Raw genomic sequence first — 25,672 nt, forward strand, 5'->3', positions numbered from 1 at the left:
CGCCGTGGCAGACCGGCGAGAGACCGCGCACACCGCCGGCCTGCGGGCCGGGCTGGACAAGCGACCGGCCGAGGTCGCGGCCATGTTCGACCGCGTGGCGAAGCGCTACGACGTCACCAACACGGTGCTCTCCGCGGGGCTGGACGCCTCCTGGCGGCGGGCCACCCGCGAGGCGCTCGGCGCCCGGCCGGGGCAGACGGTGCTCGACGTCGCCGCCGGCACGGCGGTGTCCACCGTCGAGCTCGCAGCCGGCGGGGTGACGGCGATCGCCTGCGACTTCTCGCAGGGGATGCTGCGGGCCGGGGCGGCCCGCCCGGTGCCCAAGGTCGCCGGCGACGCGATGGCCCTGCCCCTGGCCGACGAGAGCGTCGACGGCGTCGTCATCTCCTTCGGGCTGCGCAACGTCGCCGACCCCGACGCCGCGCTGCGCGAGTTCGCGCGGGTCACCCGGCCGGGCGGCACGCTGGTGGTGTGCGAGTTCTCCAGCCCGACCTGGTCGCCGTTCCGAACCGTCTACACCGAGTACCTGATGAAGGCGCTGCCCCGGATCGCGCGCGCGGTGAGCAGCAACCCGGAGGCCTACGTCTACCTCGCCGAGTCGATCCGGGCCTGGCCCGACCAGGCCGCGCTGGCCAGCCGGCTGCAGGACGCCGGCTGGGCCGACGTGGCCTGGCAGGACCTGACCGGCGGGATCGTCGCGCTGCACCGGGGCCGCAAGCCGTAGCGCGCATCGCGGCCCGGAGGCGACGGGAACTGTCGTACCCCGTACGTATGTTCGACCCGTGACGACGGCCGAGCTGACCCGCAGCCCGTTCGAGGGTGCGCTCGTGGGGTGGCTGCTCGACCAGCGGCCGACGGTGGAACGGCTGCCGGTCGAGGTGCTGTCCGCGGGGGAGAAGGCCGCCGAGCTGCGGCGGGTGCAGGCGCGGCGCGCCATGGACGCCGCCTACGAGGCCGAGCTGGTCATGGGGCTGGCCGCCGACCGGCCCGACACCGACGACCCACCTCCCGGGCATCCCGGGGCGCGCCGGCGCGGGCCGGGGTCCCCGGTTCCCGGGACGAGCGAGTTCCTGCCCGATGAGCTGGCGGCGGTGCTCAACTGCTCCCGGTCGTTCGCCACCGGCGTGCTCTCCGACGCCTACGTGCTGGTGGAGCGCATGCCCGCGGTCCTTGCCGCCTGCGCGGCCGGCGAGCTGGACTGGTTCCGGGCGCGGGTGTTCGCCGACGTGCTGGGTCATGCCTCGGGCGAGGTGATCGCCGCGGTCGTGCCGGCCGTGCTGCCCGCGGCGGCCGGGCTGTCGTCGGGCCGGCTGCGCCGGCGGCTGATGGCGGCGGCCATCGCCGCGGACGCGGAGTCCGCGGAGCGCCAGCGCACCGAGGCCCCCGCCCGGGCCGGCGTGCGGGTGCACCCGACAGCCGATGGCCTGTCGGCCCTGACCACGGAGCTGCCCTCGCCGGTGGCGGCGGCGATGTGGTCGGCGATCGACCAGGCCGCCCAGCTCGCCCGCACCGGGGGTGACGACCGGCCGATCGGCGTGCTCCGAGCCGAGGCGCACGCCGCTCTGGTCCTCCGGCCGTGGGACACCTCCCGCCCGGCGATGACCGGGCACGTCACGGTGGTGGCCCCGCTCGCGGCGCCGGGCGGGGCGGCCAGGAGCGCGGGCGCCGTCGGCGGCGAGGCGGGGCCGAGCGTGAACGGCGCCCCGATCACCGCCGCCCACCTCCGGGAGCTCGTGGCGCAGCTCGGCGCGCTGGGCGTCCAGCCCCCATCGGGTGGCAGCCTGGCGGTCGCGATCACCGGCGAGGACGGCGAGCTCCTCGCCGCCGTGACCGCCGCTGAGCTGCGCCGGCTGGCCACCCGCGGGTGCCCGGCGCACGGAGGCGCGGCCGACTGCGCCTGCGCGATCGTGGGGCCCCCGGCGGCGGTGCCCGGGCACGACCCGTCCGCCGCGCAGGAGCGCTTCCTCCGGCTCCGCGACCGCACCTGCCGGCATCCGGGCTGCGGCCGGCCGGGCGCACCGACGCCGACCACGTCGTGCCGTACGACTGCGGTGGTCGAACCGCCTGCGAGAACCTCTGCTGCCTGTACCGCACGCACCACCGGCTGAAGACCTTCGCCCGCGGCTGGCGCTTCGTACTGCTGCCCGACGGCACGCTGCGGGTGACCACCCCGAGCGGGATCACCCGCACCACCCGGCCTCCCGGGTCTGCGCGATCCGGGCTCTCAACCGGCGCTGCCCGGACCACGCCGGGCCGAGGTGTCGACCGTGGAGCCGCCACCCTTCTGAACGGGTTTCCCGCCGGGTCCCAGGGGCAAGCGTGAGTGCATGACGACGCCAGCCACGCCCCAGCCCCAGGACCCCGACCGCACGCCGGCCGATCCGGTGGAGCCGCTCCCCGACCCGATCCCGAAGCCCGATCCGGACGAGCCGGGCAACCCCCAGACCCCGGGACCGGACCCGGTCCCGGTGGTCTAGTCGCGCCGTGCCGCGCGCCCCGTACGCCGACCGGCGCGACGCCGGCAGGGCGCTCGCGGGCGCGCTGGCCGGGCGGGCGGACGCCGGCGCACTGGTGCTGGGGCTGCCCCGCGGTGGTGTCGTCGTCGCCGCGGAGGTGGCCCGCGCGCTCGGGGCGGAGCTGGACGTGCTCGTCGTCCGCAAGCTCGGCGTGCCGGGACAGCCGGAACTCGCCATGGGCGCCATCGCCGCCGTGGGCGACGGCGTCGAGACCGTGTGGGTGCCCGGCGTCCTCGACCGGGTCGCCCCGTCGCCCGAGGCCGTCGCCGCCGTCCAGGAGCGCGAGGCCGCCGAGCTGAGCCGCCGGTCGGCGGCCTACCGCGGGGACCGGCCGGCGCCCCCCGTCACCGGCCGGCACGTCGTCGTGGTCGACGACGGGCTCGCCACCGGGGCCACCGTCCGGGTCGCCGTCGCCGCCGTCCGGGCGGGCGCCCCGGCGCGGCTGACCGTCGCCGTCCCGGTCGGGCCGGCGGCGGTGGTCGCCGAGCTGGCCGCCGCCGTCGACGAGGTCGTGTGCCCCCTGGTGCCACCCGCCTTCCGCTCGGTGGGCCAGGCCTACGCCGCCTTCCCCGACACCTCCGACGCCGAGGTGACCGCCGCCCTCTCCGGAGGGGGGACTGTCGGCTAGATCACAAGGCGGCCTAGACTCGGACCGACACAGTTTGTGAAGCTTTTCACAAGCGATCGGAGCCGACGGCCGACCGGAGGTGGCGGGCATGGTGGGCAACGGCGCAGACCACCGCGCCGACGTCGTCGTGGTCGGCGCGGGCCCGGCCGGGTCGAGCGCCGCGTGGCACCTCGCGCAGGCCGGCCTCGACGTCGCCGTCCTCGAGAAGGCCGAGTTCCCGCGGGAGAAGGTCTGCGGTGACGGCCTGACCCCGCGCGGGGTGAAGGCGCTGCAGGACATGGGTGTGGACACGTCCTCCGCGGACTGGCCGCGCCGCCGCGGCCTGCGGGTGCACGGCGGCGGCCGGGTGGCCGAGGTCGACTGGCCGCGGCTGTCCAGCTGGCCCGACCACGGGCTGGTGCGCACCCGCCGCGATCTCGACGCGCAGCTCGCCGGGCACGCCGCCGCCGCGGGCGCGCGGCTGGTCACCGGCACGACCGTCGGCGAACCGCTGCTGGACGACGCCGGGCGGGTGGCCGGCGTCCGCGCGGTCGCCGGTGAGGACCGCGAGCCGGTGACCTGGCGGGCGCCGCTGGTCGTCTCCGCGGAGGGCCTCTCCGGCCGGCTGGCCAAGAGCCTGGGCCTGCTGCGCCGGACCGACCGGCCGCTCGGGGTGGCCGTGCGCCGCTACGTGCGCAGCCGGCGCAGCGACGACAACTACCTCGACATCGCCTTCGACCTCACGGCACAGGGCCCGACGCGCGACGCGATGCCCGGCTACGGCTGGATCTTCGGCATGGGCGACGGCACGGCGAACGTCGGCTACGGCCTGCTCGACACCCGCCGCGGCACGGGGGCCGACCGCAAGGCGATCCTCCGGCGCTGGCTGGACACCTTCCCGGCCGAGGACGGGCTCGGTGAGGACGACGCGGTCAGCCCGCTCCGCGGCGCGGGCCTGCCCATGGCGCTCAGCCGCGGCCCGGCCTACACCCGCGGCCTGCTGCTGGCCGGCGACGCCGCCGGCACGGTGAACCCCTGCAACGGCGAGGGGATCAGCTACGCCCTGGAGAGCGGCCGCATGGCCGCCGAGGTGGTCGCCGACGCGCTGACCGAGCCCGCCGGAGAGCGCCGGGAGGCGGTCCTCCAGCGCTACCCGGTGCTGCTGCGCGACCAGCTGGGCCGGCACCACCGGCTCGGGCTGGGGTTCCTGGCGCTGCTGGCCCGCCCCGCCGTCGTCCGGCTGGCGGCGGCGCGCGGCCTGCGCCGTCCCGCGCTCGCCGACGCCGCGCTGCGGCTGATGGGCAACCTGACCGACGGCCGGGACGGCGACGCGCTCGACCGCGCCCTCGCGGTCCTGCTCCGGCTGACCCCGGCGACGTGAGGGAGCTGCCATGACGACAGATCGACCCGACACGGACGCTCCGTGTCCGCATCGTGACCGCTGCGTGACCCTCATCACCCTAGGGTGCTGCTGATGCTCTCGACCTACGTCCCGATCGTCGGGCTCTTCGCGCTGGCCGCGGCGTTCGCGCTGTTCTCGGTCGCCGTCGCGCCCTTCGTGGGCCCCCGCCGCTACAACCGGGCCAAGCTCGACGCGTACGAGTGCGGGATCGAGCCGGTCGACCAGCCGCTCACCGGCGGCCGGTTCCCGGTCAAGTACTACCTGACCGCGATGTTGTTCATCGTCTTCGACATCGAGATCGTCTTCCTCTACCCCTGGGCCGTCGCCAACGACGCCCTGGGGGTCTGGGGGCTGGTCGCGATGGTCGTCTTCATCGGCACCGTCTTCCTCGCCTTCGCCTACGAGTGGCGGCGCGGCGGGCTCGAGTGGGACTGAGGGGAGTCTGACCATGGGACTCGAGGAGAAGATCCCCAGCGGCGTGCTGCTGACCAGCGTGGAGAAGCTGGTCAACTGGACGCGCAAGTCGTCGCTGTGGCCCGCCACGTTCGGCCTGGCCTGCTGCGCCATCGAGATGATGGCCTCCGGGGCCGGCCGCTACGACCTCGCCCGGTTCGGCATGGAGGTCTTCCGGGCCTCGCCGCGCCAGGCCGACCTGATGATCGTCGCCGGGCGGGTCAGCCAGAAGATGGCGCCGGTCCTGCGGCAGATCTACGACCAGATGCCCGAGCCGCGCTGGGTGCTGGCCATGGGCGTGTGCGCCAGCTCCGGCGGCATGTTCAACAACTACGCGATCGTGCAGGGCGTCGACCACGTCGTCCCGGTGGACATGTACCTGCCCGGCTGCCCGCCGCGGCCGGAGATGCTCATGGACGCGATCCTCAAGCTGCACCACAAGATCCAGCACGAGCCGCTGGGGCCCAAGCGCGCGCGGCAGCTGGCGGAGGCGCGCGCCGACGGGACGGCCCCGGACCTGCACGTCGAGATGCCGTCGACGGTGCGCGTCGACAAGGCCGCCCGCCGCGCCTACGAGGCTGCCGCCGCCGAGGGCCGTACCGGCCAGTTCGGCATCGAGCAGCGCGGCGGGAACGCCGTCCTGCTGCCGGGGGCCGGTGATCGGCGATGAGCAACGCGAGAACGACGGTCGAGCGAGCATCGCTCCAGGCTGGGGGCACCTCCCGCTTGCGGGGGACAGCGACCGAGGAGCGGAACGAGTCCGGAGTCGAGCAATGAGCAACGACGGCGGGTCGGACGTCGTCCCCGGCCGCGAGGAGGCCGGGTACGACGACAGCACCGCCCCCTCCGGCGGCTTCCGGAAGGGCTCCTTCGGCGTCACCGGCAGCGGCGACACCTCCGGTTTCGGCGGGCTGGTCCGCGTCGAGCCCGGTGGCGCGGTCGCGTTGCACTCCACCGACCGCCCCTACGGCGGCTGGTTCGACGAGGTCACCGATGCGCTGATCGAGGCCGTCGGGGAGGCCACGTACGCCGCCGCGGTGCAGCGGGTGCTGGTCGACCGCGGCGAGATCACCTACTTCGTCGCCCGCGAGCACCTGCTGACCCTCGTGCAGCCGCTGCGCGACGACGAAGCGCTGCGCTTCGAGCTGTGCAGCAGCGTCTCCGGCGTCGACTACCTCGACAGCGGCGGCCCCGCCGTCGCCCCCGGCCGGCCGCGGCTGCACGTCGTCTACCACCTGACGTCGATGACCTACCGGCGGCGGATCCGCCTCGAGGTGGCGGTGAGCGCCGAGGATCCGCACGTCCCGTCGGTCACCGGCATCTACCCGACGGCGGACTGGCACGAGCGCGAGACATGGGACATGTTCGGCATCGTCTTCGACGGCCACCCGGCGCTGACCCGGATCCTCATGCCCGACGACTGGGACGGCCACCCACAGCGCAAGGACTACCCGCTCGGCGGGATCCCGGTGGAGTACCACGACGCGACGATCCCGCCGCCGGACACGCGCCGGGCCTACCGGTGAGAGGGGCCTACCGATGAGCACCACCTACAACCCGGCCGACCCCTACGCCGGGTCGCGCGAGACCACCGAGGGTCGGGTCTACACCGTCACCGGCGGGGACTGGGACCTCACGCTGGGGGCCGATCCGCACGGCGAGGAGCGCCTCGTCGTCAACATGGGGCCGCAGCACCCCTCCACGCACGGCGTGCTGCGGCTGGTGCTCGACCTCGAGGGCGAGACGGTGACCAAGGCGCGGGTGGTCATCGGCTACCTGCACACCGGCATCGAGAAGAACACCGAGTACCGCAACTGGGTGCAGGGCACCACCTTCGTGACGCGGATGGACTACCTGGCCCCGCTGTTCAACGAGGCCGGCTACTGCATGGCGGTCGAGAAGCTGCTCGGCGTGGAGATCCCGCAACGGGCGGCGACGATCCGGGTGCTGGTCATGGAGCTCAACCGGATCGCCTCGCACCTGGTCGCGCTGGCCACCTTCGGCATGGAGATGGGTGCCCTCACGGGCATGACCAACGGGTTCCGCGAGCGGGAGATGGTCCTCGACCTGCTCGAGGAGATCACCGGCCTCCGGATGAACCACGCCTACATCCGCCCCGGCGGCCTGGCGCAGGACCTCCCGGAGGGGGCGGTCGAGCACATCCGCGAGTTCCTGGAGGTCATGCCGAAGCGGGTGGCCGACTTCCACCGGCTGCTCACCGGCCAGCCGATCTGGCAGGCCCGGCTCAAGGACGCCGGCTACCTGGACCTGACCGGCTGCGTGGCGCTGGGCATCACCGGGCCGATCCTGCGCGCCACCGGGCTGGCCTGGGACCTGCGCAAGGTCGAGCCCTACCTCGGCTACGACACCTACGACTTCGAGGTGCCGACCGCCGACACCTGCGACGCCTGGGGCCGCTACCTGGTCCGCATGGCCGAGGTGAACGAGTCGCTCAAGCTCATCGCCCAGGCACTGGACCGGCTGGAGCCGGGCCCGGTCATGGTCGAGGACCGGAAGATCGCCTGGCCCGCCCAGCTCTCCCTCGGCCCCGACGGCATGGGCAACTCCCACGCGCACGTGGCGCACATCATGGGCCAGTCGATGGAGGCCCTGATCCACCACTTCAAGCTGGTCACCGAGGGCTTCCGGGTCCCCGCCGGCCAGGTGTACGTGCCGATCGAGTCCCCCCGCGGGGAGCTCGGCTACCACGTGGTCAGCGACGGCAGCACCCGCCCGTGGCGCGTCCACGTGCGCGACCCCAGCTTCGTGAACCTGCAGGCCACCGCGGCGATGAGCGAGGGCGGCATGATCGCCGACGTCATCGCCGCGATCGCCTCGATCGACCCCGTCATGGGGGGAGTTGACCGATGAGTGCCCTTCCCGGCTCCCCGGAGGCGACGGCGGTGACCGGGCTGGACTCCAGCCCGGTCGACGCCGCGGCCCTCGCCGAGGTCCCGCCGCTGACCGAGCAGACCCGCCTCGAGGCGCGGGAGATCATCGCCCGCTACCCGGTGGCCCGGTCGGCGCTGCTGCCGATGCTGCACCTGGTGCAGAGCTACCAGGGCTACGTGACCCCCGAGGGGGTCGCGCTGTGCGCGGAGGAGCTGCGGCTGACCAAGGCCGAGGTGGGCGCGGTCGCGACCTTCTACACGATGTACAAGCGCCGGCCGACCGGTCGGCACCTGGTCAGCGTCTGCACCAACACGCTGTGCGCCGTCCTCGGCGGGCAGCGGATCATGGACGCCCTCTCCGCGGACCTCGGCGTGCACCACGACGAGACCGCCGCCGACGGCTCGATCACCCTCGAGCACGCCGAGTGCCTGGCCGCCTGCGACTACGCGCCGGTGGTCACCGTCGACTACGAGTTCTACGACCAGCAGGACGTCGACAGCGCCCGCGAGCTGGTGGCGGCGCTGCGCCGGGGCGAGAAGCCGCTGCCCACCCGCGGCGCCCCGCTCACCGACTTCCGCGGGATCTCCCGCCAGCTGGCGGGCTTCTCCCAGCACCCGGACGCCGCGGCCGCGGCCGCGGCCGTCGACGCCCCCGGCGACTACGGGCCCACCCTGCGCGGGCTGCGGCTGGCCGCCGAGCGCGGCGAGGCCGCCCCGCCGATGCCCGCGGGCCCGGAGCAGCCGCCGGCCGACGCCGGCGAGCCGCGGGAGACCGTGCGGCCGTCGGGGCGCACCGGGGAGACGCCGGGCAAGGAGGCCGCCGACGCGCGCGTCGCCGCGGCCGACACCCCGGCGGAGAAGGCCGGCGCGGCCGGCTCGCACCCCGACGCGCCCGAGCCGGCCGGGCGCCGGCTGCCCGACGGCCGGGAGGGCACCGACACCCCCGCGGGCCAGGAACCCGGAACAGCCGGTCAGGGCCCGGACGGGCCCTCCCGCACGATCGAGGGCCGCGGCCCTTCGCGGAGGCGATGAGCCATGCCACTCACCCCCGTCCTCACCACCCGCTGGGGCGCCGACCAGTCGTGGCGGCTGTCCACCTACGAGTCCATGGAGGGCTACGCAGCCCTGCGGACCGCGCTGTCCATGCAGCCCGACGAGCTGGTCACCCTCGTCAAGGACTCCGGCCTCCGCGGCCGTGGCGGCGCCGGCTTCCCCACCGGCATGAAGTGGAGCTTCATCCCGCAGCCGAAGCCGGGGGAGGAGCCCACCGGCCCGGCGGCGATGCCGAAGTACCTCGTGGTCAACGCCGACGAGGGCGAGCCGGGCACCTGCAAGGACCTGCCGCTGATGATGGCCGACCCGCACTCGCTGATCGAGGGCGTGATCATCTCCTCCTACGCCATCCGGTCGAAGCTGGCCGTGATCTACGTGCGCGGTGAGGCGGTGCACGCCCACCGGCGGCTGCTCAACGCCGTGGGGGAGGCCTACGCCGCGGGTTACCTCGGCACGGACATCCTGGGCTCGGGCTACGACCTGGAGCTGATCGTGCACGCGGGCGCCGGCGCCTACATCTGCGGCGAGGAGACGGCGCTGCTGGACTCGCTGGAGGGCTACCGCGGCCAGCCCCGGCTCAAGCCGCCGTTCCCCGCCGTCGCCGGCCTCTACGGCGCTCCGACGGTGATCAACAACGTGGAGACCCTGGCCAGCGTGCCGTTCGTGGTCCGCGGCGGGGCCGAGTGGTTCAAGGCGTTCGGCCCTGAGAAGTCGCCCGGCCCGAAGATCTACTCGCTGTCGGGCCGCGTCGTCCGCCCGGGGCAGTACGAGGCCCCGATGGGCACGACGATGCGCGAGCTGCTGGAGATGGCCGGCGGGGTCCGTCCCGGCCACGAGCTCAAGTTCTGGACGCCGGGGGGCTCCTCGACGCCGTACTTCACCGCCGAGCACCTCGACGTCCCGCTGGACTTCGACTCGGTCGCCGCGGCGGGCTCCATGCTCGGCACGACGGCGCTGATGGTGTTCGACGAGACCGACTCGATCGTCGAGGCCACCCTGCGGTTCACCGAGTTCTACGCCCACGAGAGCTGCGGCAAGTGCACGCCCTGCCGCGAGGGCACCTACTGGCTGGTGCAGGTCCTCGAACGGATCGCGCACGGCCGGGGCACCGCACAGGACCTCGACATCCTCGTCGACACCTGCGACAACATCCTGGGCCGCTCGTTCTGCGCCCTCGGTGACGGCGCCACCAGCTGCATCACCAGCTCGCTGAAGTACTTCAGGGACGACTACGTCGCCCTGCTGCCGCCCGAGGAGCAGGCCCGGCTCGGCCGCTCCCTCCGCCTCGAGCCGGTCGGAGCCGCGTCATGACGCTCACGCCCACCAACCCGCCCCCCGCCGCCGCGGTGCCCCCTGGCGCCCCCGGCCCGCACACCCCGCCGGACGCCGTCCGCTGCACGATCGACGGCTTCGACGTCGCCGTCCCCAAGGGGACGCTGATCATCCGCGCCGCGGAGCAGATCGGCGTCCAGATCCCGCGGTTCTGCGACCACCCGCTGCTCGAGCCGGTCGGCGCCTGCCGCCAGTGCCTGGTCGAGGTCGAGGGGCAGCGCAAGCCGGTGGCCTCCTGCACCATGCCGGTGACCGAGGGCATGGTGGTGCAGACCCAGCTGTCCAGCCCGGTCGCCGACAAGGCGCAGCAGGGCACGATGGAGCTGCTGCTCATCAACCACCCGCTGGACTGCCCGGTCTGCGACAAGGGCGGCGAGTGCCCGCTGCAGAACCAGGCGATGAGCAACGGCCGCACCGAGAGCCGGTTCGTCGACGAGAAGCGCACCTACCCCAAGCCGCTGCCGATCAGCAGCGAGATCCTGCTCGACCGGGAGCGGTGCGTCCTCTGCGCGCGCTGCACCCGGTTCTCCCAGCAGGTCGCCGGCGACCCGTTCATCGAGCTGTTCGAGCGCGGCGCGCTGGAGCAGGTGGCGATCTACGAGGACGAGCCCTTCGAGTCCTACTTCTCCGGCAACACCACCCAGATCTGCCCGGTCGGTGCGCTCACCAGCGCGCAGTACCGGTTCCGCGCCCGGCCGTTCGACCTGCGCAGCGAGGACAGCGTCTGCGAGCACTGCGCGTCGGGCTGCTCGATGCGCACCGACTACCGGCGGGGCAAGGTCACCCGGCGGCTGGCGGGGGACGACCCGGCGGTCAACGAGGAGTGGACCTGCGACAAGGGCCGCTACGCGTTCCGCTACGCCACCTCCAACGAGCGGCTGACCACCCCGATGGTGCGGGGGGCCGACGGCCTGCTGCACCCCGCGTCCTGGCCGGAGGCCTGGGCCGCGGCCGCCGCCGGCCTGCGGCAGGCGCGGGCCGAGGGCGGCGTGGGCGTGCTCCCCGGTGGCCGGCTCACCCTGGAGGACGCCTACGCCTGGGCCGCCTTCGCCCGGGTCGCCCTGGGCACCAACGACGTCGACGCCCGCGCCCGCGCCCACTCGGCGGAGGAGCTGGCCTTCCTGGCGACGACGGTCGCGGGCACCGGCCCGGCCACCGGCGCCGTCACCTACGAGGACGTCGGCTCCGCCCCGGCGGTCCTGCTCGCCGGTCTGGAGCCGGAGGAGGAGTCGCCGATCCTGTTCCTGCGGCTGCGCCGGGCGGTGCGCACCGGCGGCCTCGCGGTGTTCGACCTGGCGCCCTTCGCCACCCGCGCGGCCGAGAAGCTGCAGGCCACCGTGCTCACCACGGTCCCCGGCGCCGAGGCCCGCTCGCTCGCCGCCCTCGCCGAGGGCAGCTGGGGTGGCCCCGCCGTCGAGGCGCTGCGCCGGCCCGGCGCCGTCGTCCTCGCGGGCGAGCGGCTGGCCGAGGTGCCCGGCGCGTTCACGGCGCTGCTCGAGCTCGCCCGCGCCACCGGCGCCCGGCTGGCCTGGGTGCCGCGCCGCGCCGGCGAGCGCGGGGCGCTGGAGGCCGGCGCGCTGCCGACCCTGCTGCCCGGTGGCCGCGCCGTCGACGACCCCGCGGCCCGGGCCGAGGTGGCCGCGCTGTGGGGCATCGACCCGGCGGCGGTGCCCGCCGCGCCCGGCCGCGACGTCACCGCGATCCTGACCGCCGCCCGCGCCGGGCGGCTGCCCGGGCTCCTGGTCGGCGGCGTCGACCCGGCCGACCTGCCCGACCCCGCGCTGGCGCTGGCGGCGCTGGACGCCGCGGCGTTCGTCGTCAGCCTGGAGATGTTCCCGAGCGAGGTGACCGAGCGCGCCGACGTGGTCCTGCCGGTGGCCGCCGCCTCGGAGAAGGCCGGCAGCTACCTCGACTGGGAGGGCCGGCTGCGGTCCTTCGACGCCACCCTGCACGGCACCGGGCGGCTGCCCGACGGGCGGGTGCTGCAGGGCCTGGCCGATGAGCTGGACGTCGACCTGCGGCTGCCCACCCCCGAGGTCGCCCGCGCCGCCCTCGCGGCCCTGGGCGCTCGCCGGTCCGCCGCCGAGGGGCCGGCGCCGGCCGTCGCGCCGCCGGCGGCGCCGGTGCTGCGCGAGGACGAGGCCGTCCTCGCGTCGTGGCGCCAGCTGCTGGACGTCGGCACGCTGCAGCGGGACGAGCCCGAGCTCGCCGGCACCGCGCGGCGCCCGGTGGCCCGCCTCGGCGCCGAGGCCGCCGCCCGGCTGGGGCTCGCCGACGGCGACCGGCTCACCGTGAGCGGGTCCACCGGCTCGGTCACCCTGCCGGTGCGGATCACCCCGATGCCCGACCAGGTGGTGTGGCTGCCGATGCGCTCGCCCGGCAGCGAGATCCGGACGGCGCTGGGCGCCGGACCCGGGAGCGTCGTGCGGCTGGCCCGCTCGGGTGTGGAGGGCGTGCGATGACCGTCTGGGCCCTGGAGGCCGACCAGCCCACGCTGGCGGACTTCGGCAACGACGTCTGGTGGATCGTCCTGATCAAGGTCGTCGGCGTCTTCGCGGTGCTCGTGCTGATGACGCTGTTCGCGATCGTGTTCGAGCGCAAGGTCGTCGCGCGGATGCAGCAGCGGATCGGGCCCAACCGGGTCGGCCCGCGCGGCTACCTGCAGAGCCTCGCCGACGGGCTGAAGCTGGCGTTCAAGGAAGACATCATTCCGGCGCTCGCCGACAAGCCGGTCTACTTCCTGGCCCCGGTGATCGCCACCATCCCGGCGTTCGTCGCCTTCTCGGTCATCCCGATGGGCCCGGTCGTGAGCATCTTCGGCGAGCGGACGCCGCTCCAGCTCACCGATGCCCCGATCGGCGTGCTGATCATCCTGGCGATGTCGGCCATGGGCATCTACGGCATCGTGCTCGGCGGCTGGGCCTCCGGGTCGACGTACCCGCTGCTGGGCAGCCTGCGCAGCGCCGCCCAGATGATCAGCTACGAGATCGCGATGGGCCTGTCGCTGGTCGCGGTGTTCCTCTACGCCGGGACGATGTCCACGTCGGGGATCGTCGCCGCCCAGGCCGACGGGTCGGAGCTGTCGTTCTTCGGCTGGGAGTTCACCGGGCCCAGCTGGTACGTCGTGCTGCTCCCGGTCTCCTTCATCATCTACGCGATCGCCGTCGTCGGGGAGACCAACCGGGCGCCGTTCGACCTGCCGGAGGCCGAGAGCGAGCTGGTCGGCGGGTTCCACACCGAGTACTCGTCGCTGAAGTTCGCGCTGTTCTTCCTGGCCGAGTACATCAACATGGTCACCGTCTCGGCGCTGGCCGCGACGCTGTTCCTCGGTGGCTGGCGGGCGCCGTGGCCGCTCTCGATCTGGGACGGCGCCAACAGCGGCTGGTGGCCGCTGCTGTGGTTCTTCCTCAAGGTCGTCGCCGCGCTGTTCGTCTTCATCTGGCTGCGCGGCACGCTGCCCCGGCTCCGGTACGACCAGTTCATGCGGTTCGGCTGGAAGGTGCTGGTCCCGGTCTCGCTGGTGTGGATCCTCGTCGTCGCCACGATGCGGACGGTCTCCCGCGAGACCGACCTCACCGCCGGAGAGGTCGCGGTCTTCGTGGGGCTGCCCATCGCGCTGGTCCTGCTGGTCGGGCTCTGGCTCGCCGGCCGCGCCGGGCAGAGCGACACCCGGCAGGCCGCGGCCGAGGCGGCCGCCGGCTCCAACCACCCGACCAGCACCGAGCCCGAGGTCCTGCCCCCGGCCGGCGCCCGCCGCCGGCCGGCCGGCGGCCCGATCCGGGCCGAGGGCGGCTTCCCGGTCCCGCCGATGGACCTGAGGGTGCCGCCGTCGCCGCGGCTGCGGCGGGAGCCGGTGAGCACCGCCGGTGAACCGGTGCCCGGCGCGGTCGTCGGCACCGGCCGGCGCGGCGCCACGAGCACGTCCCAGGAGGACGGCGATGTCTGAGCAGAACAAGCCCGGCGAGCAGGACCTGGTGCGGCGCACCTCGGGGGAGCTCGAGCGCTCTCCCGGGGGCGGCCGGAACCGCAAGGCGGTCCGCGACGGGCTGCTGCCCGCCGCCGTCCAGGGCTTCGGCGTCACCTTCGCCCAGATGTTCCGGACGGTGACCACCGAGCAGTACCCCTTCGAGCCGAAGGTGACCAAGCCGCGGTACCACGGCCGGCACGTGCTCAACCGGCACCCCGACGGCCTGGAGAAGTGCGTCGGCTGCGAGCTGTGCGCCTGGGCCTGCCCGGCCGACGCCATCTACGTGGAGGGCGGCGACAACACCGAGGACGCCCGGTTCTCGCCCGGTGAGCGGTACGGCGCGGTCTACCAGATCAACTACCTGCGCTGCATCTTCTGCGGGCTGTGCATCGAGGCCTGCCCCACGCGGTCGCTGACGATGAGCAACGACTTCGAGCTGGCCGACGACAACCGGCAGGACCTGATCTACACCAAGGAGCAGCTCATGGCCCCGCTGCTGCCCGGCATGGAGGCCACGCCGCACCCGATGCGGCTCGGCGACGACGAGAAGGACTACTACGTGCGCGAGCCGGAGCCCCGCCCGTGACGCCGGAGACCGCCGGCGTGGTCATCGGCACCGGCGAGGCCGTCATCTTCTGGATCCTCGGCCCGGTGGCCCTGGCCGGGGCGCTGGGCATGGTGCTCAGCCGCAACGCGGTGCACTCCGCGCTGTGGCTGGTGCTGACGATGCTGTCCCTCGGCGTCTTCTACGTCGTGCAGGAGGCGCCCTTCCTCGGCGCCGTGCAGGTGATCGTCTACACCGGCGCGATCATGATCCTGTTCCTCTTCGTGCTGATGCTGGTCGGCCGCGACTCCTCGGACTCCGTGGTCGAGACGCTCCGCGGCCAGCGGGTGGCGGCGCTCGCGCTGGGCGCCGGCTTCGCCGCGCTGGTCGGCGCCGGCATCGCCCGCGCCACCCAGGACCTGCCGGTGCTGGGCCTCGAGCAGGTGCAGGGCGGGGTGGGCGGCCCCTCGTCCGGCAACGTGGAGGCGGTCGCCGGGCTGCTCTACACCCGCTACCTGCTGGCCTTCGAGGTCACCGGCGCGCTGCTCATCGTGGCCGCGGTGGGCGCCCTGCTGCTCACCCACGTGGAGCGCGAACCGGGCAGCCGGCAGACGCAGAAGGAGCTGTCCCGCGCCCGCTTCCTCACCGACCGCCCGCAGACGCTGCCCGGGCCCGGCGTGCACGCCCGCGCCACCTCCGTGGCCGCACCGGCGCTGCTGCCCGACGGCCGCCTCGCCGAGGACAGCTTCGCCACCGGCATCGAGCCGGAGCAGGTGGAGCAGATGCCCCGGCCGACCGGCCGGGAGCAGCTCGGCTCCCCGGACGCCGCGCTGGGGTCCCTCGATCCCACGCTCAGCGACACCCCGGGCGGCCGGACGGGAGGGGAGCACCGGTGAACCTGTCCTACTACCTGGTGCTGGCGGCGATCCTCTTCACCATCGGCGCGGTCGGCGTCCTGGTGCGGCGCAACGCGATCGTCGTCTTCATGTGCATCGAGCTGATGCTCAACGCGGTGAACCTGACGCTGATCACCTTCGCCCGGTCCACCGGCACCGTCGACGGCCAGATCATCGCGCTGTTCGTCATGGTCGTCGCCGCCGCCGAGGTGGTCGTCGGGCTCGCCATCATCATGTCGATCTACCGGACCCGACGGTCCGCCTCGGTCGACGACGCCAATCTCCTGAAGTACTGACCGGGACGGGGTTGCAGTGCCTGCTGAAGGGCTCCTGGCCGCCTCCTGGCTGCTGATCGCGCTGCCGCTGGCCGGCGCCGCGGTGCTGCTGCTGGGTGGCCGGCGCACCGACCGCTGGGGTCATCTCCTGGGGACGGCGACCGTGGTGGCCGCCTTCCTCCTCGCCGTGGCGTGCACCGTGCAGCTGGCCGGTCTCGACGGCCGCGCCGCCGACGTGGAGCTGTTCACCTTCATCGCCACCGGCGAGCTGGACGTGACCGCCGGCCTGCTCTACGACCCGCTGTCGGCGGTGTTCGTGCTGCTGATCACCGGCGTGGGCTCGCTGATCCACGTCTTCTCGATCGGCTACATGGCCCACGACCCGGCGCGGCGGCGGTTCTTCGCCTACCTGAACCTCTTCGTCGCGGCGATGCTGCTGCTGGTCCTCGGCAACAGCTTCGTGGCCCTCTACGTGGGCTGGGAGGGCGTGGGCCTGGCGTCCTACCTGCTCATCGCCTTCTGGTACACCCGCCCGGCGGCGGCCACGGCGGCCAAGAAGGCCTTCATCATGAACCGGATCGGCGACGTCGGCCTGGCGCTCGCGATCTTCGTGATGTTCGCCCAGCTCGGGACGACGTCCTACGCCGGCGTCTTCGGGTCGGTCGGCACCCTGGCCGGCGGGACGATCACCGCCATCGGGCTGCTGCTCCTGCTCGGCGCGTGCGGCAAGTCCGGCCAGTTCCCGCTGCAGGCGTGGCTGCCGGACGCGATGGAGGGCCCGACCCCCGTCTCGGCCCTCATCCACGCCGCGACCATGGTCACCGCGGGCGTCTACCTCATCGCCCGGTCCGCCCCGATCTACGACCTGACGCCCACCGCCCGCGCGGTGATCCTGGCCGTCGGCGCGGTGACCCTGCTGATCGGCGCCATCGCCGGCTGCGCGTTCGACGACATCAAGAAGGTGCTGGCGTACTCGACGGTCAGCCAGATCGGCTACATGTTCCTGGCTGTCGGCCTCGGCCCGGCCGGCTACGTCGCCGGCCTCGCGCACCTGCTCGCCCACGGCTTCTTCAAGGCCGGGCTCTTCCTCGGCGCCGGGTCGGTCATGCACGCGATGGACGACTCGGTGGACATGCGCCGCTTCGGCGGCCTGGCGAAGAAGCTGCCGATCACCTTCGTGACGTTCGGCCTGGGCTACCTGGCGCTGATCGGCTTCCCCTTCCTGTCGGGCTACTTCACCAAGGACGCGATCATCGAGGCGGCGCTGGACCGCGGTGACGTCTGGGGCTGGGTGCTCGGCGGGGTCGCCGTCCTCGGCGCGGGGCTGACCGCCTTCTACATGACCCGGCTGATGCTGATGACCTTCTTCGGCCGGCCCCGGTGGGACGACGGCGTCCACCCGCACGAGGCGCCGACCGTGATGACCGCGCCGATGATCGTGCTGGCCGTCGGCTCGGTCGCGGCCGGCGCGCTGCTGGTGTCGGTGTTCCCGCTGGCCGACTGGCTGGCGCCGGTGTTCGGCGAGCCGGCGGAGGCCGCGCACGTGGTGGCCCCGGCGCTGGTCGGCCTGGTCGTCACCGTGGTGATGGTGCTCGGCGTGCTGACGGCCTGGCTGTTCGTCGGCCGCCGGGAGGTGCCGGTGACCGCGCCGGTGCGGGTCTCCCCGGTCACCCGGGCGGCCCGGAACGCGCTCTACGCCGACACGGTGAACGAGTCGCTGTTCATGCGCCCGGGCCAGTGGCTGACCCGTGCGCTGGTCTGGTTCGACAACCGCGGCGTCGACGGCGCGGTCAACGGCCTGGCCGCCGGGCTGGGCGGCTCCTCCTCCCGGCTGGGCCGCGCCCAGACCGGCTTCGTCCGCACCTACGCCCTGGGGATGCTCGGCGGCGTGGTGATGGTGGCCGGTGCGCTGCTGGCGGTGACGGCCGGATGACCGCGACCGTTCCTCGCAGCCCGACGGCTCCCCTCCCCGCGACCTCCGCGATCCTCCCGACCCCCGAGACGGTGGTGCCCCGACCGTGAGCGCGTCCCTCTACCTGGTGGCGATGATCGCGGTGCCCGCGATCGGGGCCGCGGCGGTCGCCGCGCTGCCGAAGGAGCGCGGCCTGCTGGCCAAGCAGGTGGCGCTCGGCGTCAGCCTCGTCGTGCTGCTGCTCGCCGTCCTCTCGACAATGGCCTTCGATCCCGACGGCGACCGGTTCCAGCTGACCACCTCGGTGGCCTGGATCCCCGACTTCGGCGCCGACTTCGCGCTCGGCGTCGACGGCATCGCCCTGGTCATGCTGCTGCTGATCGGCGTGCTGGTGCCGCTCGTGGTGGCCGCGTCCTGGCACGAGGCGGACGCGGGGCCCCGGCCGGCCCGGGTCTTCTTCGCCTGGCTGCTGCTGCTCGAGGCGATGATGGTCGGCGTCTTCGCCGCCACGGACATCCTGCTGTTCTACGTCTTCTTCGAGGCGATGCTCGTCCCGATGTACTTCCTCATCGGCAGCTTCGGCGGGCCGCGGCGCCAGTACGCGGCGGTCAAGTTCTTCGTCTACAGCCTGGTCGGCGGGCTGGTGATGCTCGCCTCGGTGATCGGGCTGTACGTGGTGAGCACCAGCCAGCTGGGGGAGGGCACCTTCGCCTTCGACGCGCTCCGGCAGCTGGAGATCGACCCCGACGTCCAGAAGCTGCTGTTCCTCGGCTTCTTCGTCGCCTTCGCCATCAAGGCCCCGCTGGTGCCCTTCCACACCTGGCTGCCCGACTCCGGTGCCGAGGCGCCGATCGGCGGCGCGGTGCTGCTCGTCGGGGTGCTGGACAAGGTGGGCACCTTCGGCTTCCTGCGCTACTGCCTGCCGCTGTTCCCCGACGCGTCCCGCTACTTCGCGCCGTTCGTGCTCGTCCTTGCGGTCGTCGGCATCCTCTACGCCGCGCTGCTGGCCATGGGCCAGAGCGACATGAAGCGGCTGGTGTCCTACACCTCGATCTCGCACTTCGGCTTCATCGCGCTCGGCATCTTCGCCTTCACGACCGAGGCCGCCACCGGCGCGGTGCTGTACATGGTCAACCACGGCATCGCGACCGGCCTGCTGTTCCTCGTGGTGGGCATGCTGATCAGCCGGGGCGGGTCCCGGCAGATCGGCGACTACGGCGGCGTCGCGGCGCAGGCCCCGAAGCTGGCCGGCGCCTTCCTCGTCGCCGGGCTCGCCTCGCTGGCGCTGCCGGGCACCAACAGCTTCGTCAGCGAGTTCCTCGTGCTGATCGGCTCGTTCCCCACCCGCCCGGTCTTCACGGTGCTGGCGACCGCGGGCATCATCCTGGCCGCCCTCTACGTGCTGCTGATGTACCAGCGGACGATGCACGGGCCGCCCCGCGGGATGCTGCTCGCCGACGTGCACGGCGGCGACCCGACCCCGGGCACCGAGCCGGCCCGGAGCACCGAGCCGGCCCAGGGCACCCACCCGGCCCGGGGCGGCGCCTCGGCCGCCACCGCCACCGTGACCGCGCCGGCCCCGGCGCGCGGCGGCGTCCGGTTCGCCGACCTGAGCCGGCGCGAGCTCGCCGTCGTCGCGCCGCTGATCGCGCTGATCATCGGCCTCGGGGTCTACCCGCAGCCGCTGCTGGACCTGATCGAACCGGCCGTCGTGGCCACCGTCGACGACCTGGGTGCCCCCGGAGGGACCGACCGATGATCGACGCGCCTGACTTCTCGTTCGCGGCGCTGTCCCCGCTGCTGCTCGTCCTCGGTGCCGCCTGCATCGGCGTCCTCGTGGAGGCCTTCGCGCCGCGCGACGTCCGGCACCCGGTCCAGGTGGGCCTGGCGCTGACCGGCACCGTCGGGGCCTTCGTGGCCACGCTCCTCCTGGCCGGCACGCGCGAGGTCACCGCGGGAGGGGCGCTGGCCGTCGACGGCCCCACGCTCTTCCTCCAGGCGACGATCGCCGGCCTGGGTGCGCTGTCGATCCTGCTCTTCGCCGAGCGGTCGCTGGACCCGGCGCGGTCGGCGTTCGTGGTGAGCGCCGCCGTGCCCGCCGGCAGCCCGCGCGACCGGGAGCTGGTCACCACGCAGCGGGTGCAGACCGAGGTCTACCCGCTCGCCCTCTTCGCGATCGGCGGGATGCTGCTGTTCGTCGCCGCCAACGACCTGCTGGTCATGTTCGTCGCCCTCGAGGTGCTGAGCCTCCCGCTGTACCTGATCAGCGGCATGGCCCGGCGGCGCCGGCTGCTGTCGCAGGAGGCGGCGGTCAAGTACTTCCTCCTCGGCGCCTTCGCCTCGGCGTTCTTCCTCTACGGGCTGGCGCTGGTCTACGGCGCCACCGGCAGCGTCCGGCTGCGCGACATCCGCGAGGCGGTCACCGCCGAGTCCGGCGGCGTGCTGATGGTCCTCGGGCTGGGCCTGCTGGTCGTCGGCCTGCTGTTCAAGGCCAGCGTCGCGCCGTTCCACTCCTGGACCCCCGACGTCTACCAGGGCGCCCCCACCCCGGTCACCGCGTTCATGGCCGCCTGCACCAAGGTCGCCGCGTTCGGCGCGATCCTGCGGCTGCTGTACGTGGCGTTCGGCGCCGCGGAGTGGACCTGGCGGCCGCTGATCTACGCCGCGGCGATCATCTCGATGATCGTGGGCGCCGTGCTGGGGCTCACCCAGACCGACCTCAAGCGGATGCTCGCCTACTCCTCGGTGGCCCACGCCGGCTTCCTGCTCACCGGGGTCATCGGCTTCGGGGCCGGCGGCGACGGCTCGGGCCTGGCGGCCACGATGTTCTACCTGGTCACCTACGGGCTCACCACGCTCGGCGCCTTCGCCGTCCTCACGCTGGTCCGCGACGGGGACGGCGAGGCGGGGCACCTCTCCCAGTGGGCGGGCCTCGGTGCCCGGTCGCCGCTCACCGCCGCGGTGATGAGCCTGTTCCTGCTCGCGCTGGCCGGCATCCCGCTCACCGCCGGGTTCACCGGGAAGTTCGCCGTCTTCCGGGCGGCCATCGAGCAGGGCGCCTGGCCGCTGGCCGTCGTGGCGCTCCTGGCCAGCGCGGTCGCGGCGTTCTTCTACCTGCGGGTCATCGTGCTCATGTACTTCTCCGACCCGGTCGCCGACGGGCCGACCGTCGGCGTGCCCGGCCTGCCCACCACCATCGTGCTGGCCGTGACCGCGACCGCCACGCTGGCGCTGGGCATCCTGCCCGGGGCGGTGCTCGACCTGGCCGGGCGGGCGGCTATCTTCGTCGGTTGATGACCGGAGCCCGTGCCGCAGTCGACGGCACTCCCACCGCGGCCGCGCCCGAGGCTGGGGCAGACGCTGTGGCTGACACCGTGGCCGACACCTGGCACCGGATCTCCACCCCGGCGTCGACGATCGGCCCCTGGCTCCCCGAGGGCGACCTCGGGGAGGCGCTGGCCGACGGGCTGGCCACGGTCGAGTCCGCGCTCGCCGTCGCCGTCGGCAGCGAGCACCCGTTCGTGCGCGAGGCGGCCGGGCACCTGATGGCCGCGGGCGGCAAGCGGTTCCGGCCGATGCTGGCCCTGCTCGCCGCCCAGCTCGGGAACGCGGCCGCCCCCGAGGTGACGCAGGGCGCCGTCGTCTGCGAGCTCACCCACCTCGCGACGCTGTACCACGACGACGTCATGGACGAGGCCGCCGTGCGCCGGGGGGCGCCCAGCGCCAACAGCCGGTGGAGCAACAGCATCGCCATCCTGACCGGCGACCTGCTGTTCGCGCGGGCGTCGGACATCCTCGCCGACCTCGGCCCCGAGGCGGTGCGGATCCAGGCCCGCACCTTCGAGCGGCTGGTCACCGGCCAGATCAAGGAGACCGTCGGCGCCCAGCCCGGCGACGACCCGATCGCCCACTACCTGGACGTGCTGGCCGACAAGACCGGCTCGCTCGTGGCGACCTCGGCCCGCTTCGGCGCCGCCTTCGCCGGGGTGGACCCGGCCCTGGTCGCCGCGCTGACGGAGTTCGGCGAGGAGGTCGGGGTGGCCTTCCAGATCTCCGACGACCTGATCGACATCGTGAGCACGGACGGGGTCTCCGGGAAGTCGCCCGGCACCGACCTGCGCGAGGGCATCGCCACGCTGCCGGTGCTGTTCGCCCTCGCCGGGGACGACCCCGCCGAGGCGCGGCTGCGCGAGCTGGTGGCGGCCCCGGTCACCGACGACGCCCAGCACGCCGAGGCGCTGGCGCTGCTGCGGTCCTCCCGGTCGCTGGTGCGGGCCACCGGGGTGCTGCGCGAGTACGCCGACCGGGCCCGCTCCCGGCTGGACGCCGTGCCGGCCGGCGACGTCCGGGACGCGCTGTCGGCGCTCTGCGACTACGTGGTCACCCGCACCAGCTGACGTGCTCGGGGCCCGCTCCTGGCCGCTCGACACGGCTCGCGGCGGCCGGCGTCATGCTGGGGGAGTGCGTCTCCTCCCCGGCCTGGTGGCCGCGATCCTCCTGACCGCCGGCTGCTCCGGCGCCGCGAGCGAGCCCGGACCGGGTGCGGCGGCGCCGTCGGTCCCGGTGGCCACCCCCACGGGCGCCCCGGAGCTCGCCGTCGAGGTGCTCGCCGAGGGGTTCGAGCACCCGTGGGACGTCGTCCAGGCGCCGGACGGCACCCTGCTGGTCGACGAGCGCGGCGGCGGCTTCACCGCCGTGCTCCCCGACGGCGCGGTGCGCGAGGTGGCGGCCGACCTCGGCGACCTGTTCGCCGAGGGGGAGACCGGCCTCATGGGGCTGGCGCTGGACCCGGCGTTCGCCGACGACCGCCGGCTCTACAGCTGCCAGGGCGCCACCTCCGGCGAGGTCCAGGTGATCGCCTGGACCGTGGCCGACGACTGGTCCGGCCTCACCCGGACCGACGACCCGCTGGTCGGCGGGCTCCCCCTCAACGAGCGCAGCGGCCGGCACGGCGGCTGCCGGCTGGAGTTCGCTCCCGACGGCGCGCTGCTGATCGGCACCGGGGACACCGCCACCGGGAGCGCGCCGCAGGACCCCGGCTCCCTCGGCGGCAAGGTGCTGCGCGCCGACCCGGTCACCGGCGAGGTCACCGTCTGGACCAGCGGCCACCGCAACGTGCAGGGGCTGGCGGTGCGCCCGGGCAGCGGGCAGGTGTTCTCCGTCGAGCACGGCCCCGACCGCGACGACGAGGTCAACCTGCTGGCCGACGGCGCCAACTACGGCTGGGACCCCGACGGCGGCGGCTCCTACGACGAGAGCGTGCCGATGACCGACCCGTCGATCCCCGGCGCCGTGCCGGCCGTCTGGTCCTCCGGGCAGCCCACGCTGGCCACCAGCGGCGCCACCTTCGTGACCGGGGAGCAGTGGCGGGGCTACGACGGGCTGCTGCTGGTGGCCCTGCTCAAGGACCAGGGCGTGCTGGCCCTGCGCCTGGACGACGCCGGCGCCGTGGTCGAGCAGTTCCAGGTCCCGGAGCTGGACGACGCCTACGGCCGCATCCGCACGGTCCAGCAGGGCGACGACGGCGCGCTGTACGCCCTCACCGACAACGGCGACGGCGACCGGCTGCTGCGCATCACCCCGCGGGGCTGAGCCCGCGGTCCGCGACCCGCGCGGGCACCGGGACGCCGGGCGGCAGCAGCGGGCAGGGTACCGGCTCCCCGGCGACCGTCCGCAGCGGCAGCACGCCGGCCCACACCGCGTCGGGCACGTCGGCGCCCTCGACGTCGCGCTCGTCGTCACCGGGCGGCCCGGTGCGGATCTTCACGCTGGCCTCGGTGAGGTCCAGGGCGAGCACCGCGGTGGCGGCCAGCTCCTTGCGGTCGGGACGGCGGGTCGCGGTCCACGAGCCGGGTGCCAGGTGCTCGGTGAGGACCTCGAGGCCGAGCAGCACCTCCGCGGGGTCGTCCACCACCCGCGCCGTGCCGTGCACGACGGCGCACCGGTAGTTGACCGAGTGGTGGAACGCCGAGCGCGCGTACACGATGCCGTCCAGATGGGTCACCGTGAAGCACACCGGGGCGCCCCCGGCGGCGGCCCGGAGCGTCGCGGCACCCGTGGAGCCGTGCAGGTAGAGGGTGTCGCCGTGCCGGCCGTACCCGGTCGGCAGCACGACGGGCGCCCCGCCGAGCTCGATGCCGAGGTGGCCGATCAGCCCGGCGTCGAGCACGGCGTGCAGGTCGGCGCGGTCGGTGCGCGCCCGCTTGCTGCCGCGGCGCACGGTGCTGCGGTCGGTGGGCGAGAGGGGAGCCGGATCGTCCATGCGTTGATCCTGCGATGACCGGTGGCCGTGCGGAACGGCCAATCCGCTAGCTTTCCAGCAGTCCACCGCTGGGAGGGGGGCACGTGACCGGGATCCCGCCCGTCGTGCTCGACCGCGCCGCGCGCACCCCGCTGGCGGTGCAGCTCGCCGACGCGCTCCGGGCCGGTGCGGCCTCCGGCACGCTGCGGCCCGGTGACCGGCTGCCCTCGACCCGCGAGCTGGCGACGGCGCTGCGGGTCAGCCGGACGGTCACCGCGGCCGCCTACGACCAGCTGCTCGCCGAGGGCTGGGCCGGGAGCCGGCGGGGCGTGGGCACGTTCGTCCTCGGTGCGGCGTCCTCGTCCCCGGTGCTCCGGAGCGCGGCGACGACCGTCCGCGCGGCTCCGCCGGCGCTGGTCGACCTGCGGGCCGGGTCGCCGTGCCTGGAGGTGCTGGACCGGGCGGTCTGGCGGCGGGCCTGGCGTGCCGCGGGCGACGTCCCACCCGACGGGCACCCGGACGCCGCCGGGGACCCGGCGTTCCGGACGGCGGTCGCCGAGCACCTGCTGCGGCACCGTGGCCTGCCCGCCGGCCCCGACGACGTGCTGGCGACCACCGGCACGTCGGCGGCGGTCGGGGAGGTGGTCCGCACGCTGCCGCGGGGCAGCCGGGTGGCCGTCGAGGACCCGGGCTACCAGCGGGTGGTGGGCGCACTGGTCGATGCGGGGATCTCCGTCGTGCCCGTGCCGGTCGACGACGACGGCCTGGTGGTCGACGCCCTGCCCACCGACCTGGCCGCGGTGTACTGCACGCCGGCCCACCAGTACCCGCTCGGCCGCCGGATGTCGGCGGCCCGGCGGCTCGCGCTCGTCGCCCGGGCGCGCGCCGGGAGGTGGTGGGTGCTCGAGGACGACTACGACGGCGAGCTGCGCTACGACGTCGCGCCGCTGCCCCTGCTGGGCGCGCTCGGGCCCGATGTCGTCGTGCACCTGGGCACCGCGAGCAAGATCCTCAGCCCCACGCTCGGCGTCGGCTGGCTGGTCGCCCCGGCGGCGCTGCGCGCGGACCTGCTCGCCCGCCGCACCGCGACCGGCTCCCGGCCGCCGCGGGCCGGCCAGCGGGTGCTGGCGGCGCTCGCCTCCTCCGGTGACCTGGCCCGCCACCTCCGCCGGCTGCGCCGGGAACTGGCGGACCGGCGGGAGGCGGTGCGGGCGGCGGTGGCCGCGGCCGGGTCCGTCGCCGAGGGGGACCCGGCCGGCGCCCACGTGCTGGTGCCCGTGCCCGACGTCCCGGCCGAGGAGGCCGTGCTGGTCGCCGCCGCGCGGCAGGGGATCGCCCTGGACGGGCTGGGCCGGCACCACCTGGACGGCGCGGACCGCCGGGCGGGCCTGGTGCTCGGCTTCGCCGCACCGCCCCGGGCCGAGCTGGACCGGGTGCTGCCCCTGCTGACCGCTGTTCTGGCCCGGTACGGCGGGCGGGGATCAGGCGAGCAGGGCGACGCGGCGCCCGCCGCGCCGGTTCCGGCGCGGCCCTGACTCGGGGTCCTCCGACGGCGACGGGCCCGCCTCCCGGGAGGGAGACGG

Annotated in this window: 23 protein-coding genes; 22 read left to right on the forward strand and 1 reads right to left on the reverse strand. The window is 74.6% G+C overall.

Annotated features, from left to right (window positions below):
• The first annotated feature begins 4 nt into the window (after positions 1-4).
• The 21 genes from BD833_RS03420 to BD833_RS03520 all read left to right on the forward strand — a co-directional run bounded on the left by BD833_RS03420 (position 5) and on the right by BD833_RS03520 (position 23,440).
• Positions 5-724, forward strand: coding sequence for a demethylmenaquinone methyltransferase (locus BD833_RS03420; protein ID WP_166531744.1), 720 nt, complete (start codon positions 5-7; stop codon positions 722-724).
• Between the two features lie 58 nt (positions 725-782).
• On the forward strand, positions 783-2,108 hold the full coding sequence (locus tag BD833_RS03425) for a DUF222 domain-containing protein (protein WP_166531745.1): 1,326 nt from the start codon (positions 783-785) through the stop codon (positions 2,106-2,108).
• A 219-nt stretch (positions 2,109-2,327) separates the two neighbouring features.
• On the forward strand, positions 2,328-2,477 hold the full coding sequence (locus BD833_RS03430; protein ID WP_166531746.1) for a hypothetical protein: 150 nt from the start codon (positions 2,328-2,330) through the stop codon (positions 2,475-2,477).
• Between the two features lie 7 nt (positions 2,478-2,484).
• Positions 2,485-3,144 carry a phosphoribosyltransferase gene (locus BD833_RS03435; protein WP_166531747.1) on the forward strand — a complete coding sequence of 220 codons (660 nt, stop codon included), beginning with the start codon at positions 2,485-2,487 and terminating at the stop codon, positions 3,142-3,144.
• Between the two features lie 88 nt (positions 3,145-3,232).
• Positions 3,233-4,504, forward strand: coding sequence for a geranylgeranyl reductase family protein (locus tag BD833_RS03440; protein ID WP_166531748.1), 1,272 nt, complete (start codon positions 3,233-3,235; stop codon positions 4,502-4,504).
• A gap of 93 nt (positions 4,505-4,597) precedes the next feature.
• A complete protein-coding gene (locus BD833_RS03445; RefSeq protein WP_166531749.1) occupies positions 4,598-4,960 on the forward strand; it encodes an NADH-quinone oxidoreductase subunit A in 363 nt (120 codons plus the stop codon).
• 13 nt (positions 4,961-4,973) lie between these two features.
• Complete coding sequence (locus BD833_RS03450; RefSeq protein ID WP_166531750.1) at positions 4,974-5,648, forward strand: NuoB/complex I 20 kDa subunit family protein; 675 nt, start codon at positions 4,974-4,976, stop codon at positions 5,646-5,648.
• 103 nt (positions 5,649-5,751) lie between these two features.
• Positions 5,752-6,504 carry an NADH-quinone oxidoreductase subunit C gene (locus BD833_RS03455; protein ID WP_166531751.1) on the forward strand — a complete coding sequence of 251 codons (753 nt, stop codon included), beginning with the start codon at positions 5,752-5,754 and terminating at the stop codon, positions 6,502-6,504.
• A 13-nt stretch (positions 6,505-6,517) separates the two neighbouring features.
• On the forward strand, positions 6,518-7,849 hold the full coding sequence (locus BD833_RS03460; protein WP_166531752.1) for an NADH-quinone oxidoreductase subunit D: 1,332 nt from the start codon (positions 6,518-6,520) through the stop codon (positions 7,847-7,849).
• Positions 7,846-8,901 (forward strand): NADH-quinone oxidoreductase subunit NuoE, encoded by a 1,056-nt coding sequence (gene nuoE, locus BD833_RS03465; RefSeq protein ID WP_166531753.1) that lies wholly within the window; start codon positions 7,846-7,848, stop codon positions 8,899-8,901. The genes BD833_RS03460 and nuoE overlap by 4 nt, the downstream gene beginning before the upstream one ends.
• A gap of 3 nt (positions 8,902-8,904) precedes the next feature.
• Complete coding sequence (gene nuoF / locus BD833_RS03470) at positions 8,905-10,233, forward strand: NADH-quinone oxidoreductase subunit NuoF (RefSeq protein ID WP_166531754.1); 1,329 nt, start codon at positions 8,905-8,907, stop codon at positions 10,231-10,233.
• On the forward strand, positions 10,230-12,716 hold the full coding sequence (locus BD833_RS03475) for an NADH-quinone oxidoreductase subunit G (protein WP_166531755.1): 2,487 nt from the start codon (positions 10,230-10,232) through the stop codon (positions 12,714-12,716). The genes nuoF and BD833_RS03475 overlap by 4 nt, the downstream gene beginning before the upstream one ends.
• Positions 12,713-14,200 carry an NADH-quinone oxidoreductase subunit NuoH gene (gene nuoH / locus BD833_RS03480; protein ID WP_166531756.1) on the forward strand — a complete coding sequence of 496 codons (1,488 nt, stop codon included), beginning with the start codon at positions 12,713-12,715 and terminating at the stop codon, positions 14,198-14,200. Before BD833_RS03475 ends, nuoH begins: the two co-directional genes overlap by 4 nt.
• Positions 14,193-14,807 (forward strand): NADH-quinone oxidoreductase subunit NuoI, encoded by a 615-nt coding sequence (gene nuoI / locus BD833_RS03485; protein ID WP_208092312.1) that lies wholly within the window; start codon positions 14,193-14,195, stop codon positions 14,805-14,807. Before nuoH ends, nuoI begins: the two co-directional genes overlap by 8 nt.
• Positions 14,804-15,661: an NADH-quinone oxidoreductase subunit J gene (locus BD833_RS03490; RefSeq protein WP_166531757.1), complete on the forward strand. Its 858-nt coding sequence runs from the start codon at positions 14,804-14,806 to the stop codon at positions 15,659-15,661. The genes nuoI and BD833_RS03490 overlap by 4 nt, the downstream gene beginning before the upstream one ends.
• Complete coding sequence (nuoK, locus tag BD833_RS03495; protein WP_166531758.1) at positions 15,658-15,957, forward strand: NADH-quinone oxidoreductase subunit NuoK; 300 nt, start codon at positions 15,658-15,660, stop codon at positions 15,955-15,957. Before BD833_RS03490 ends, nuoK begins: the two co-directional genes overlap by 4 nt.
• Before the next feature lie 16 nt (positions 15,958-15,973).
• Positions 15,974-17,869 (forward strand): NADH-quinone oxidoreductase subunit L, encoded by a 1,896-nt coding sequence (gene nuoL / locus BD833_RS03500; protein ID WP_166531759.1) that lies wholly within the window; start codon positions 15,974-15,976, stop codon positions 17,867-17,869.
• 85 nt (positions 17,870-17,954) lie between these two features.
• Positions 17,955-19,607, forward strand: coding sequence for an NADH-quinone oxidoreductase subunit M (locus BD833_RS03505; RefSeq protein WP_166531760.1), 1,653 nt, complete (start codon positions 17,955-17,957; stop codon positions 19,605-19,607).
• Positions 19,604-21,142, forward strand: a complete 1,539-nt coding sequence (nuoN, locus tag BD833_RS03510; protein WP_166531761.1) for an NADH-quinone oxidoreductase subunit NuoN — start codon at positions 19,604-19,606, stop codon at positions 21,140-21,142. Before BD833_RS03505 ends, nuoN begins: the two co-directional genes overlap by 4 nt.
• Positions 21,143-21,210: 68 nt before the next feature.
• On the forward strand, positions 21,211-22,245 hold the full coding sequence (locus BD833_RS03515; RefSeq protein ID WP_243737425.1) for a polyprenyl synthetase family protein: 1,035 nt from the start codon (positions 21,211-21,213) through the stop codon (positions 22,243-22,245).
• A gap of 64 nt (positions 22,246-22,309) precedes the next feature.
• On the forward strand, positions 22,310-23,440 hold the full coding sequence (locus BD833_RS03520; RefSeq protein WP_166531762.1) for a PQQ-dependent sugar dehydrogenase: 1,131 nt from the start codon (positions 22,310-22,312) through the stop codon (positions 23,438-23,440).
• On the opposite strand, the gene BD833_RS03525 is transcribed toward BD833_RS03520, so the two are convergent.
• Positions 23,424-24,110: a pyridoxamine 5'-phosphate oxidase family protein gene (locus BD833_RS03525; protein WP_166531763.1), complete on the reverse strand. Its 687-nt coding sequence runs from the start codon at positions 24,108-24,110 to the stop codon at positions 23,424-23,426. The genes BD833_RS03520 and BD833_RS03525 overlap by 17 nt on opposite strands.
• An 83-nt stretch (positions 24,111-24,193) precedes the next feature.
• Between BD833_RS03525 and pdxR the strand changes: the two genes are divergently transcribed.
• Positions 24,194-25,624: a MocR-like pyridoxine biosynthesis transcription factor PdxR gene (gene pdxR / locus BD833_RS03530; RefSeq protein WP_166531764.1), complete on the forward strand. Its 1,431-nt coding sequence runs from the start codon at positions 24,194-24,196 to the stop codon at positions 25,622-25,624.
• Positions 25,625-25,672 lie beyond the last annotated feature (48 nt).

Source organism: Blastococcus xanthinilyticus (genome assembly GCF_008124835.1).
In the GTDB taxonomy this organism is placed as follows: domain Bacteria; phylum Actinomycetota; class Actinomycetes; order Mycobacteriales; family Geodermatophilaceae; genus Blastococcus; species Blastococcus xanthinilyticus.

Coding starts and splice junctions, on each gene's coding strand:
- BD833_RS03430 (WP_166531746.1), top strand. CDS start 2,328: ATGACGACGCCAGCCACGCCCCAGCCCCAGGACCCCGACCGCACGCCG.
- BD833_RS03440 (WP_166531748.1), top strand. CDS start 3,233: ATGGTGGGCAACGGCGCAGACCACCGCGCCGACGTCGTCGTGGTCGGC.
- BD833_RS03445 (WP_166531749.1), top strand. CDS start 4,598: ATGCTCTCGACCTACGTCCCGATCGTCGGGCTCTTCGCGCTGGCCGCG.
- BD833_RS03450 (WP_166531750.1), top strand. CDS start 4,974: ATGGGACTCGAGGAGAAGATCCCCAGCGGCGTGCTGCTGACCAGCGTG.
- BD833_RS03455 (WP_166531751.1), top strand. CDS start 5,752: ATGAGCAACGACGGCGGGTCGGACGTCGTCCCCGGCCGCGAGGAGGCC.
- BD833_RS03460 (WP_166531752.1), top strand. CDS start 6,518: ATGAGCACCACCTACAACCCGGCCGACCCCTACGCCGGGTCGCGCGAG.
- nuoE (WP_166531753.1), top strand. CDS start 7,846: ATGAGTGCCCTTCCCGGCTCCCCGGAGGCGACGGCGGTGACCGGGCTG.
- nuoF (WP_166531754.1), top strand. CDS start 8,905: ATGCCACTCACCCCCGTCCTCACCACCCGCTGGGGCGCCGACCAGTCG.
- BD833_RS03475 (WP_166531755.1), top strand. CDS start 10,230: ATGACGCTCACGCCCACCAACCCGCCCCCCGCCGCCGCGGTGCCCCCT.
- nuoH (WP_166531756.1), top strand. CDS start 12,713: ATGACCGTCTGGGCCCTGGAGGCCGACCAGCCCACGCTGGCGGACTTC.
- nuoI (WP_208092312.1), top strand. CDS start 14,193: ATGTCTGAGCAGAACAAGCCCGGCGAGCAGGACCTGGTGCGGCGCACC.
- nuoN (WP_166531761.1), top strand. CDS start 19,604: ATGATCGACGCGCCTGACTTCTCGTTCGCGGCGCTGTCCCCGCTGCTG.
- BD833_RS03525 (WP_166531763.1), bottom strand. CDS start 24,110: ATGGACGATCCGGCTCCCCTCTCGCCCACCGACCGCAGCACCGTGCGC.